Genomic DNA, 11297 nt, shown 5'->3' with positions numbered 1-11297 from the left:
CGGCCAGCCGACACCCGCCGGGCCGGGCTACGGGCAGCCGGCGCCGGGCCATGCGCAGCCCGCCGGGTACGGTCCGGCCGGGGGCGCCGGCGGCGTCCCGCCCCAGCCGACGCCCGGCGGGTTCGGGCCGACCGAGATCCTGCCGTCCCAGATCCAGCCGGTGGCGCCGGGTGCGCTGAACAGCCTGAGCCCCTACCGGGAGGTCCCCGCGGCCGGCCGCTGGACGCAGCAGAACGGCAAGCTGGTCCGGGCCACCCTCGGCCAGGGGCCGGAGGTCCTCGCCCTGCGCGGGTCGATGGTCGCCTACCAGGGCGACATCGACTTCGACTACAAGAGCTCCGGCCTGCGCGGGCTGATAGAGAACAAGCTCACCGGGCAGGGCCTGAAACTCATGACCTGCAAGGGCCGCGGCGAGGTCTTCCTCGCCCAGGACGCCAGCGACCTGCACATCGTCGAGCTCAACGGCCAGTCGCTGTGCGTCAACGCGCGGAACATCCTGGCGTTCGACAGCTCCCTGCGCACCGAGGTCAGGCGTATCGAGAGCCCCGGCATCCCCGGGGGCGGCTTCTTCCACTTCGAGGTGTCCGGGCAGGGGACGATCGTGGTGATGACCAAGGGGACGCCGATGACGCTGACCGTCGCCGGGCCGACGTTCGCCGACATCAACGCCCTGGTCGCCTGGACGTCCGGGATGCGGGTGAGCGTGTCGACCCAGGTGCGCATCTCCCGGCAGATCTACTCCGGCAGCAGCGGCGAGTCCCTGGCCCTGCAGTTCATGGGTTTCCAGGGGCATTTCGTGGTCGTCCAGCCGTACGAGGTCTAGAGGTCCAGCTGCCGTGTGTGACGTTCTGGCCCGGGCCGAAAAAGCGCGCGAGCATGTTCTCCGCCGCGGCTTCGACGGCTCTCTGACCGTGGAAAGGAGGCGGCCGTGTACGGAACACTGATGGATCATTTCGGGCAGACGCAGATCATGGACCGGATGAGCAGGCACGGTTCCAAGATCGTTAAAGTGGTCATGCAGCCCGGGCAGGACCTGTTCGCCCGGACCGGATCCATGATCGCCTATGAGGGACTGATCGACTTCAACCCGCAGCCCCCGCAGCTCGGCCGCATCGCCTCCTCGTGGGCGACCGGCGAGGGCGTGCCGCTGATGACCGCGACCGGTCAGGGCCTGCTCTACCTGGCCGACTACGGCAAGGAGGTCATCGTCGCCCAGCTGGCCGGCGAGGGCCTGTCCGTCAACGGCAAGAACATCCTCGCCTTCGACGCCAGCCTGCAGTGGGGGATCGAACGTGTCCGCGGGGTCAGCATGCTCTCCGGCATGGGCATGTTCAACGTGGTCATCCGCGGCCACGGCTGGGTGGCGATGACCGCGAAGGGCAGCCCGGTCGTGCTGGACACCCGGGAGGCGCAGACGTTCGTCGACACCGACGCGCTCGTCGCCTTCACCGACGGCCTGCAGGTCCAGCCGCGGCGGACGGTCCGCCTCGGCGGACTGATCGGCCGCGGCTCCGGTGAGGCGTTCCAGCTCGGCTTCTCCGGCCAGGGCTTCGTCGTGGTCCAGCCCAGCGAGGACGAGCGGCCGAACTTCTCGGTACGCGGCTGACGCGGCTGACGCGGCTGACGCGGCTGACGCGGCTGACGCGGGTGATGTGAGTGATGCGGGTGCCACGGCTGGTGCGGACGGTGCGCGGGGCCGCTCCGGGGGCCGCGTGTGACGTGCCGGCCGCGCACGGGCGGGAGCTGCCGGTGACGCGGCGTCCGGCCTACTGCGCGGCACGCCTGGGTGAGAGGATTCGATGATGAGCCACGGTGGATTCGGCGGTCCGCCCGCGGGCGGCTACCCCGGCGGCGCAGCTTCCGGTGGATATCCTCCCGGTGGATATCCGCCTCCGCCCGGTCAGCCGGGCGGCTACCCGCAGCCACCCGGCCAGCCCGGCTACCCGCCAGCCGGCGGCCAGCCGCCGGGATACCCACCGGCCGGGTATCCGCCTCCTGGCGGGGCACCGGGCGGCTACCCGGGTGGGCCGGGCGTCCCACCCGCTCCACCAGGCCCGCCCGGCGGCCCGGCGGGCGGCATCCGCGGCAGCCTGCTCGGCAACCCCGAGGTGCAGTCCCAGGAGCGTTTCACCCTGCAGAACGGCAAGATGCTCAAGGCGACCCTCGGCGCCGAGGGGATGCGGGAGTTCTACGCCCGCAAGGGCGCCATGGTCGCCTACCAGGGCGGGGCCACCTTCGACGCCCACTGGGAGGGCTGGGGCCGTCAGTTCCGGTCGCTGTTCCAGGGCGGCGAGGGCCTGAACCTGATGAAGGTCTCCGGCGGCGGCACGGTCTTCCTCGCCTACCAGGCGCAGGACGTGCACATTCTCGACCTGCGCGGGGACGGGCTGTCAGTGGACGGCAAGAACGTCCTCGCCTTCGACGCCGGCCTGCACTGGGACGTCGTCCGCATCGACTCCCAGGTGTCGATCGCCGGGGCCGGCAGCTACCAGGTGGAGCTCTCCGGCAACGGCAAGGTCGCGGTCGTGACGTCGGGCGCCCCGCTGGTCATGCACGTCACCCCGCAGAACTACTACTTCGCGGACGCCGACGCGGTGGTCGGCTGGTCGTCGAGCCTGCAGGTGTCGATGCAGGCGGCGGTCACCTCGTCCTCGGTGTGGCGGCCGCGCGGCAACACCGGGGAGAGCTGGCAGATGCAGTTCTCCGGGGACGGGTACGTCATCGTCCAGCCCTGCGAGCTGCTGCCGCCGTACAACGCGCTCGCCAACGCCGGCCTCGCCGGGCACTTCGGGCTCGGCGAAGCCGGTTTCGCCGGCAACCAGCTCCAGGGCCACCGCGGCGGCCCACCGGGGCACGGAGGGCACGGAGGGCACGGCGACGGTGGCCTCGGCGGAGCGCTCGGCGGCCTGTTCGGCAACCAGGGCGGTCGCGGCGGTCTCTTCGGCGGTCGATAGCCGCAGGGTTCGGCCGTTGGTCGCTCGGGCGGCTCAGCCGTCAGCCGTCAGGGCCGCGGCGGCACGCTCGGCTTCTCGTGCTGCCCGGCCCAGCAGCCCAGCTCTCATCCACCGTACGGTTCTCGGCCGCGAGAATATTCGATCATGAGAATGAGTACGTAAACGGCTGCCATAACGACCGCTTGTTTCCTCGTTCTCGTGATCTGAAGGTCTTCGGTGGGGGATATGTCCGGTCGACGTTGATATGAACGTGTGTTGTCGGGATGACCTTTCAGGTGCTGGGGGAGCCAGGTCTTCCGGGGTAGCGCGGGGATTTGCAACGAAACCGTAACGACGTCCCGGACAACCTGCGGTTCTGGTCTCGGAGTAGGGCGTGGGATTGCAACCCGGGCGGGTCCGGACTCGTCGTACCTGGTGTGGGGCAGCTATCTTCTCGGCGTACAGATTCCGGACGCGGTGACCACGGCTTCGTGTTCCGCTCGGCAGCCGACGGCCGTGTGCGGCCGGAGCGGCGGGCGCGAGAGCGGGCGGCGGAGCGGGTGGGGGTCCGCATGAGCAGCCGGCGGCGCGCGTCCGGCTGGGGGGCCCGGCTGTGGGCGAAACCGTGGCTGGGGACCAGCGCCGGGATCCTCGGGGCCGCGCTGATCGGCTGCTCCCTGTATCTGTATGCCATCGGGGATGGGCGGAGCGGCGGTGCGAACGACCAGGCAGCGGTGCTCAGCGCCGTTGCCCCGCCGCGTGCCACCCCGTCCACCCCTGCGGGGCCGCTCCCCGGCGCCGCGCCACCCACCTCGGCCGCCCCGCCGTCCGCGCCGGTGGGCGCCGCGGCCGGGCCGCCCGCGGCGCTCGACGACGAGCTGATCACCGCCGGTGTGCCTGCCGTTGGTGGCGGGTCACGCTCCCTGCCGCCGGTGCCCCAGATGCTCCCGCCCCACGTCACCCGGCCGACGGCGGTGGCGACGACCGGCGTCACGGCACGGCCGTCGCCACCGCGGACCGGCCCGCCCATCCAGCCACCGCCCGTCCAGCCACTGCCCGTCCAGACCGAGCAACCGCCACCGCCACCGGTCGTGCCGCTGGTCACAACGACACCGTCGACCGGTGTGCCGGTGCCCACCCAGGCGGCGGGCTCCTGACAGGAAGCCCGGCAGGGGCGTTGCGGCGGGTACGGTGGCCGGGCGGGTGGCAGCGCCGCCCAGGTGACCGGTGGGCCCGTTCGTCCGGAGGCGGCTGATACAGCGTCCTCATGGCCTGCCGGGCCCGCCGGGCCAGGGCGGCTGGCGAGTCGGCAGCGGCGCGGCCGTACCGCGTTCGTGCCACCGTCAGCGTCGTCGGAGGTCACAGATGCAGCAGGGGCAGGACACACGGTGATCAACGCCGGGACGGCGTCCTCGGCGCTGTCGGTGCGCTGCGCCGAGTGGACGTGGGAGCAGGGTGTCGACCCGATCGGCTCCGCCCTGGAGTGCGACACCTTCCTGCTCGTCGAGACGCCGCCACCGTGGCCGCGGGACGTCGGCGACATACCGGCCCTCGCCGACGTCGTGCCCGGCCTGCCGCGCGGTGCCCGGCTGCTCGCCGTCGCACCGGCCGACGGCCCCGCCACGGCCGCCGGCAGCCGGGCCGCGACCACGGCGGAAGCGGACAGGGGCGAAGCGGGCAACGGTACTGATCGTGGCGGAGGACGGCGCGGCGTCCGAGTCACACTGTGGCGCCGCCGGAACTCCAACGGTCTCCAGGGCAGCGACCACATCGTCCCCCGGGAGCGCCTCACCGAGGGCATCCTCGGCCTCCTCGACCGTGACCGCGGCCCCGGCCTCGATGCCGTCCGAAATCATGATCGGAATGGTGGCCGCGGCCTCGGTGTGCGTCCGGGCCCTGGCCATGGTGCCGAGCCCGGCGCCGACCCGAGGCTCGGCCGAGGCCGGGACGACGCCGACGAGTGGCCGCCGGCCCGGCCGGCTCCCGCCGAGATCCTGCTGTGCGGCCATGGCCGGCGGGACCGCTGCTGCGGCCGGGCCGGCGCCCGCCTGCACCTCGAGGTGAGATCCTCCTGGCCCGGCGTGCGGGTCCGGCGGTGCAGCCACACCGGCGGCCACCGGTTCGCCCCGACCGGTTTCACCTTCCCGGACGGGCGGGCCTGGGGCTTCCTTGACGCCCCGGCCCTCGACGGGATCGTGCGGCGCGCCAACACCCCCGCCGAGCTGCGCGGACGGTACCGGGGGAGCACCGCGCTCGACCAGTGGGGGCAGGTGGCCGAGCGGGAGCTGTTCGAGCGTTTCGGCTGGGGCTGGCTCGACCACGAGCTCACCGCCTCCCGCACCGAGGTCGCAGCCAGCGGCCGACTGGCAACGGTGGAGCTGGCCTGGCAGGGACCGACCGGCGCCGCAACAGCCACCGCGTCCGTCGCGGTGGTCCGAAACGTCCCCGTCCCGCTCTGCGGCGAAGCCCTGGACCACGCCGAAAAAACCAGCCCCGAGCTGTCCCTGCGCTCAATCGAGATCCGACGGACCCGCGGAACTCAGGGGCCGAGGATGGAGAACGACGCGACGGCGACGGCGGTAAGCAGGCCGTAGGCGAGGCCGGTCAGACTGATCTGGCCGGTTCCGGCTGCCGGTAGGTCTACGACGAACGCCACCCCGATGATCATCGCGGCCAGTGCGATCGGCACTGTCGCGGCTGGCCGTCTGCGATGAGTCAGCAGCGACCACAGGACGACGAGAGCGGGCGCCATGTTCTGTAGCACGATGGCCATGGCGACCGGCAGGCGTGCGATAGCCAGGAACAGGGCGGCATTGGCGGTGCCGACGGCCAGCCCGAACATGAGGGTGTGCCCGAACCGGGAGTGTTTCCACCGACAGGCGCTCGATCGCCGTCGCGGGTGTGCCAGACATAACTGAACAGGCCGAGGCCCACGGCGGTGATGTAGGTCCGTGCCTCCACCAGTTCGAGGGGGTTGACCCGCACGGCGGCGCCGCGGTCCTGGGCCGCGTGCATGAGCCCGACGCTGGTGTCGGTGGCCGGGTCGAGCCGGTCGAGCTCGTCGACGACGAGGACGACGTTCATCGCGGCCTCGACCGGGGCCCGGTGCGGCCCGGTGGTTGTCATCGGTTGCTCCTGCTTTGGGATGTGCGGGTTCAGCCGACAGCCGGGCGGCGGCCAGCAGAGGGACGGCCGCTACTACGCGGACGCCTGGTCGGACCGGTGGTCCTGCTCGCGGCGAGCGGCGGTCGCGATCGCGTCGTCGACGGTGGCGATCTCGGGATCGGTCCAGTCGGTGTGCGCCTGGGTGGTGTAGAAGCGGACCTCGTGACCGTCCGGGTCATGAGCACCGGGCAGAATCCAGCCGATCGTGGCGAAGTGCACGCCGGCATGGGCTTCGCCCAGTGCTGTGAGCCGCCGCGCGAGCGCCTCGAGGGCCGCCCTGGTCGGCACACCGATCGAGAAGTAGTCGAAGCCCGCCGCGCGGGCGGCTCGCTCCGGGTCCAGCCGCAGGCCGAAGGCCGGCCCGCCATTGGGGTGCACCATGACCACCCCCATCAGGACGCCGTTCTCGACGAACTCGGTGCTGATCTCGTAGCCCAGACGGCTCTCGTACCAGGTACGCGAGCGGTCCAGGTCGCTCACCGGGAGCTTGACGTGATGCACCCCGTCGAGCTCTGGCGCGACAGTGTTCGTCACGGCGGACCCCCGAGTTGTGTATAGCGCAGATGCAAAAATGCAGTCCAACTGTATTGCAGTTAGACTGCATCGTATGATGAGTGATGTCAAGGGCCTGCGGGCGGCCCGGGTCGCGGAGACCGAGGAGCGGATCCTGGCCGCCGCCCACGAGCTGTTCGTCCGCGACGGGTACGCGGCCACCACTCTCACCGCGGTCGCCGACGCCGCCCGCGTCGCGCCTCGCACGGTCTACGTGCGCTTCGGAACCAAGGCCGATCTCCTGCGGCGCGTCGTCGACGTGGCCATCGTCGGTGACACTCAGGACCTCGACGTGCAGAGCCGTGAGTGGTACCAGGCCGCGCTCGTCGCGCCCACCGTCGACGAACGGATCGGCCTGCTCGCTGACGGCAGCGCCGCGCTCATGGCCCGCGCCGGCGACGTGTTCGCCGTCGCGCAGCAGGCCGAACCTCTCGAGCCCGTCATCGCCGCCGCGGCCCGCGCCGGACGCGCGGCGACCCGAGACTCGATGCGCTCTTTCTTCACCGCGCTGCGCGACGACGGACTACTTCCCGCCGGCGTCGACCTCGACTGGCTGTGTGACACCGCCGGCGTGCTCGCGCACGCCAACACTTATCTGCTGGTCCGCGAAACCCTCGGCTGGACCACCGACCAGTACCGAACGTGGCTACGCGCCACTTGGCAGCGCCTCATCGCCGCCGCGGCCACGCCGGATAGGTGAGCAGCCCGCGCCGAACCCCAAGCAGCCGGGAGCCGGCGAGCTGCTTGCGACCCGACGGCTGCTGCTGTACCGTCCAGCTTCGAAGGCTCCCGGTCCACCTCTGCTCTGCATGCCGCCCGGAGCACGGTATTTTACCCGGCCGTTGCGCTTCCAATCTGGATCTTCACGCCGCGTGCCTGTTCGCTGTTACATAAAGATCAAATATCTCGTACCCGCCTGATCCTGACATCGCAGGACCAGAGTCCGCACCCGACTGCGGTCAAGCGCACTGAAGTGCGCGAAAACTGTTGACACGGCGCGCGGCGTGTCGGAGGGCTCAATGACCTGATCGTCGGAGCGGTGGACTGCCCCCTGCCTCCGGCCCTGTTGACAGTCGATGCCAGTACCTCACCGGCGTTCCGGGCGAGCCGGCCCGGGAACGGCGCGGCGTCCAGGTGCTGATCGATGGCGGAGGGAAGGCTGCCTTCGCGCCGTGATCACGTACCAGGCGGTCGCGGAAGAGCAGGGTGAGCACGTTGCGGGTGAGGCTGGGACTGTCCGAATCGAGTAGTCCCGAGGGCCGGGCGAGCAGGCCGAAGCCGTCGGGATAGGCGAGAACGTCGCCCAGCCGGTTGGTGACGAACGCGATTCCTGGTTCGAACAGTCCTACCGGCCAGACCACACCGGCCCACTGCGCCGGCCTCGTTCCGGCCCTGATCTGTCGGATCCGGTGGGCATCATGTCCGGTATGCCTTCCCCGGCCCACGAGACGCCGATCGAACTGGTCCGGCTCGATCCGTCCCTGCCCGACTGGGTACAGACGCTGCTCGGCGACGACACCCCGGCCTTCGACCATGCGCGGCTGTATGACCCGAACGTCCGCCCGCGGACCTACCAGGCGGACGCCATGGTGCTGCTCTACGGGCCCGACGGCAAGCCGCTGCGCGCTGTCGTCTTCGAGGTGCAGCGCGGCCGGAATCCGGAGAAACTCGCTTCCTGGAAGCTCTATATCGGGCACCTCGAGCGGGAGTTCGGGATCAAGGCCTCACTTGTGGTCTTCTTCCCCGATCCGGCCGTCGCGGACTGGTACAGCAGGCAGATCGCGCAGGACACCGTCAGCGGCGCGCAGCTTCGACCGCGGTCCGTCAAGCCCGCCAACGTGCCGGCGATCGTCGATGAGGAGCTGGCGGCCGCCTGGCCGGCGCGGATGCTGCTCTCCGCGATGTGCCATCTCGCCGATGCCGACGTCGATCTGATATTCCCGGCGCTGCTGGCTGCGCTGCTCACGTTGGCGCCGGACGCGAAGATCTTTTATCATAATGTGACGGTGGCCAGGCTGACCGCGGCGGCCCGGGCCCGATGGGAGGAGTTCCTGATGACCACGGCCGTCGGAAAGCGCTACTACGACGACATGCTGAACGAGGTCGACGCCCGGGCTGAGGCACGCGGCGAGGCACGCGGTGAGGCACGCGGTGAGGCACGTGGTGAGGCACGTGGTGAGGCACGGTCGGTGCTGCTGGTCCTCGAGAGCCGCGGCGTGCCGGTGCCTGCCGCGATTCGGGAGCGAATCCTGGCCAGCGTCGACACCGGTCAGCTCGACCTGTGGCTTCGCCGCGCGGCCACGGCGACCACTGTCGAGGACGTCATCCGGGACTAGTGGCAAGGGGCTCACGCGCAGGCCGCGGCCGGGCAGGAGTGCAGCGCCCGCGTGATCCTGGCGGGGCGGGCGACAGACGCCGGTCGGCAGGCGGTAGGAGCGGTGTCACGCTTCAGCACGCCGGCTCCCCACGGCGGCTGGGATCGCGTTGGTATCGTTTTCCCACGGAGGCTGTTATCGATCAGGCTGGCCGGATCGTGCTGCCCAAGTCCATCCGTGACACGCTGGGCCTGCTCCCGGGTACGAGGGTGGACATCTCGCCCTACGGCGCTTGAGTGCAGGTCGTGCCGGCCGGCAGGACCGCGCGCCTCGTTGAGGAGAACGGCGTGCTCGTGTCGGCCGGCGACACGCCTGTCGATGACGACATCCTGTTCGGCCTCATCGACGCGGGCCGCCGGTGACCACTGCGGTCGACACGAGTGTCGCGGTTCCCCTCCTGGTGCGCTCGCATACGCATCACGTGGACGTGGTGCGATGGTGGGCCGGGCAGGAGCTCACGCTGAGTGGGCACGCTCTCGCGGAGACCTACTCGGTACTCACCAGAATGCCAGGTGACGCGAGACTGTCCGAGCCGGACGCCGCCAGGCCGACGAGCGCCTCGCGGAGGTCGTCCCATGCCTCCTGCTCGGTCGCGCCCTCGCCATGAGCGCCCACACCTGGTTGCCAGTTCGTCCCGCGATGACGCCGTGCCGACGCCCGGCGCGGTCGCGGCGATGGCTGCCGGCAGCCGGGTGTGTCCGGGCCTGGCGCAACAAGCTCGGTGGTCTCACCTTCGAGGTGGTCGAACGCCCAGGCACTGAAGCGGGACGGGGTGTCGAAGGGCCGGGGTCGTTCTCGGTTGACGGCGCGTAGGTTCTTAGTTGACGGCGCGCAGGGTGGCGCCGCGCCTTGCGCGCAGCCGGTCCAACGCGTCGGCGGTCGCGGCGTCGGCGGGAAGGAATACCACCATCTGCTGGGCGTCGGTGGGCGGAAGCTCCATCGTCTCACGGTCGAACCGCAGCTCACCGACCGTCGGATGGGCCCACCGCAGGACGCCGCGCGACGGCAGCGCGTACTGGTTCAGCCGCCGGGTGAAGTCGTCGCCGGCGATGGCGCCGAGCTCCGCCCTGAACTGGGCGGAGCGTTCGGCGGACGGGCCGAGCCACAGGTCGAAGGCCCGCTCGTCAGCGACGTGGTCCCAGTCCGGGAAGACCTCGCGGGCGCGCCTGTCGGTGAACACGAAGCGGGTGAGACTGGGGCTGTCCGAGTCGAGTAGCCCCGACGGCCGGGCGAGCAGGTCGAAGCCGTCGGTGTAGGCGAGAACGTCGCCCAGCCGGTTGGTGATGAACGCGATTCCTGGTTCGAACTGGACGAGCAGCCTGAGTACCGCCGGCCTGACGTCCGGTCGGGGCTGGGCGAGCGGGCCCCTGCACACACCGCTGCCGATCTTTGTCAGGTACCGCAGGTGTTCCCGCTCGGTGACGTCGAGGCGCAGCGCGTCGGCGAGCGCGTTGACGACCGCGGGCGACGGGTTGCGGTCGCTGCCCTGCTCGATCCGGACCAGGTACTCGACGCTGATGCCGGCGAGCGTCGCCAGCTCCGACCGCCGTAATCCCGGGACACGGCGACGGGAGCCCGCCGGCAGGCCGAGCGTCTCGGGTCGGGTGGCATCGCGCCTGGCTCGGAGAAAGTCACCCAGCGGCGTACTCACACGGCCCAGTGTACGAACCGGGGCCATCGTGCACCTGGTGCGATGGTGGCCCTGCCAGGGCCAGCCTGTGCCCGGTCTGGCGGCCCGGGACGGCGTGGCCGACCGTTGTGACCATGAGCGGAACCAGCAGACTCGTCATCGTCGTCGGCAGTGTGCGGGAGGGAAGGTTCGGCCCGGTCGTGGCCGCGTGGGCCGCCGAACAGGCCGCCGCGCACGGGGGTTTCGACGTGGCGGTGGTCGACCTCGCCGAGTTCGAGATCCCGCTGTCCCTGCCCGCCGAGTCGCCGAAGTACGCCGGGGCCTCGTACCCGCGGCCGGCGGGTATGGCGACCCTGACCGCGCGGCTCGACGCGGCCGACGCGTTCGTCTTCGTCACTCCCGAGTACAATCATAGTTACCCAGCGTCGCTGAAGGCTGCCATCGACTGGCACTTCACGCAGTGGACCGCGAAGCCGGTGGCGTTCGTCAGCTACGGGGGCGCGTCGGGCGGTCGGCACGCGGTCCTGCACCTGGAGAACGTCCTCAGCGAGCTGCACGCGGTGACCATTCGTGACCGTCTGGCATTCCCGAACTATTTCGTGACCTGGGACGCGGGCCGGCCGGCCGACCCGGAAGCGCCCG

15 protein-coding genes and 2 pseudogenes are annotated in these 11297 nt (G+C 71.0%); 11 read left to right on the top strand and 6 right to left on the bottom strand.

Annotation, left to right across the window (positions count from 1 at the left end; translation table 11 throughout):
• The 5 genes from AC5LUJ_RS16575 to AC5LUJ_RS16555 all read left to right on the top strand — a co-directional run.
• A partial coding sequence (locus tag AC5LUJ_RS16575; RefSeq protein WP_493465252.1) for an AIM24 family protein occupies positions 1-823 on the top strand: 823 nt, incomplete at its 5' end.
• A gap of 105 nt (positions 824-928) precedes the next feature.
• Complete coding sequence (locus tag AC5LUJ_RS16570; RefSeq protein WP_250287392.1) at positions 929-1606, top strand: AIM24 family protein; 678 nt, start codon at positions 929-931, stop codon at positions 1604-1606.
• Between the two features lie 196 nt (positions 1607-1802).
• Entirely contained in the window at positions 1803-2954 is a 1152-nt protein-coding gene (locus AC5LUJ_RS16565) for an AIM24 family protein (RefSeq protein ID WP_250287394.1), read from the top strand.
• Positions 2955-3505: 551 nt separating this feature from the next.
• A complete protein-coding gene (locus AC5LUJ_RS16560; RefSeq protein WP_493465251.1) occupies positions 3506-4090 on the top strand; it encodes a hypothetical protein in 585 nt (194 codons plus the stop codon).
• A 231-nt stretch (positions 4091-4321) separates the two neighbouring features.
• On the top strand, positions 4322-5527 hold the full coding sequence (locus tag AC5LUJ_RS16555; protein ID WP_250285482.1) for a sucrase ferredoxin: 1206 nt from the start codon (positions 4322-4324) through the stop codon (positions 5525-5527).
• Here the strand turns inward: AC5LUJ_RS16555 and AC5LUJ_RS16550 are convergent.
• From AC5LUJ_RS16550 to AC5LUJ_RS16540, 3 genes and pseudogenes are all read right to left on the bottom strand, one after another.
• The gene (locus AC5LUJ_RS16550; protein WP_445548729.1) at positions 5473-5841 is read right to left on the bottom strand and encodes an EamA family transporter; all 369 of its coding nucleotides are present in this window, start codon (positions 5839-5841) and stop codon (positions 5473-5475) included. The two genes, AC5LUJ_RS16555 and AC5LUJ_RS16550, sit on opposite strands and share 55 nt — an antisense overlap.
• Before the next feature lie 80 nt (positions 5842-5921).
• A pseudogene (locus AC5LUJ_RS16545) lies at positions 5922-6017 on the bottom strand (hypothetical protein); the annotation flags it as partial.
• 114 nt (positions 6018-6131) lie between these two features.
• Complete coding sequence (locus AC5LUJ_RS16540; protein ID WP_250285481.1) at positions 6132-6632, bottom strand: VOC family protein; 501 nt, start codon at positions 6630-6632, stop codon at positions 6132-6134.
• A gap of 76 nt (positions 6633-6708) precedes the next feature.
• Here AC5LUJ_RS16540 and AC5LUJ_RS16535 point away from each other — a divergent pair, with 76 nt between their 5' ends.
• Complete coding sequence (locus AC5LUJ_RS16535; RefSeq protein ID WP_250291796.1) at positions 6709-7350, top strand: TetR/AcrR family transcriptional regulator; 642 nt, start codon at positions 6709-6711, stop codon at positions 7348-7350.
• Between the two features lie 316 nt (positions 7351-7666).
• Here AC5LUJ_RS16535 and AC5LUJ_RS16530 read toward each other — a convergent pair whose 3' ends face one another.
• Complete coding sequence (locus tag AC5LUJ_RS16530; protein ID WP_250285479.1) at positions 7667-8011, bottom strand: hypothetical protein; 345 nt, start codon at positions 8009-8011, stop codon at positions 7667-7669.
• 57 nt (positions 8012-8068) lie between these two features.
• Between AC5LUJ_RS16530 and AC5LUJ_RS16525 the strand changes: the two genes are divergently transcribed.
• From AC5LUJ_RS16525 to AC5LUJ_RS16510, 4 genes and pseudogenes are all read left to right on the top strand, one after another.
• Complete coding sequence (locus tag AC5LUJ_RS16525; RefSeq protein ID WP_250285477.1) at positions 8069-8986, top strand: hypothetical protein; 918 nt, start codon at positions 8069-8071, stop codon at positions 8984-8986.
• Positions 8932-9261: an AbrB/MazE/SpoVT family DNA-binding domain-containing protein gene (locus tag AC5LUJ_RS16520; RefSeq protein ID WP_493465250.1), complete on the top strand. Its 330-nt coding sequence runs from the start codon at positions 8932-8934 to the stop codon at positions 9259-9261. Before AC5LUJ_RS16525 ends, AC5LUJ_RS16520 begins: the two co-directional genes overlap by 55 nt.
• Complete coding sequence (locus AC5LUJ_RS16515) at positions 9262-9387, top strand: hypothetical protein (RefSeq protein WP_493465249.1); 126 nt, start codon at positions 9262-9264, stop codon at positions 9385-9387.
• Positions 9384-9491, top strand: a pseudogene (locus AC5LUJ_RS16510) (VapC toxin family PIN domain ribonuclease); the annotation flags it as partial. The gene AC5LUJ_RS16515 and the pseudogene AC5LUJ_RS16510, both read left to right, overlap by 4 nt.
• 20 nt (positions 9492-9511) lie before the next feature.
• Here AC5LUJ_RS16510 and AC5LUJ_RS16505 read toward each other — a convergent pair.
• A complete protein-coding gene (locus AC5LUJ_RS16505) occupies positions 9512-9640 on the bottom strand; it encodes a hypothetical protein (RefSeq protein WP_445548447.1) in 129 nt (42 codons plus the stop codon).
• Between the two features lie 202 nt (positions 9641-9842).
• Entirely contained in the window at positions 9843-10676 is an 834-nt protein-coding gene (locus AC5LUJ_RS16500) for a helix-turn-helix domain-containing protein (RefSeq protein ID WP_250285474.1), read from the bottom strand.
• A 113-nt stretch (positions 10677-10789) separates the two neighbouring features.
• On the opposite strand from AC5LUJ_RS16500, the gene AC5LUJ_RS16495 reads away from it, so the two are divergent.
• Positions 10790-11297: NADPH-dependent FMN reductase (locus AC5LUJ_RS16495; protein WP_493465248.1), on the top strand; the 508-nt coding region annotated here is incomplete at its 3' end.

Source organism: Protofrankia sp. CiP1_Cm_nod3 (genome assembly GCF_982290655.1).
Note: the sequence above shows the minus strand (reverse complement) of the source record. Positions and strands in the feature narration are given on the sequence as shown.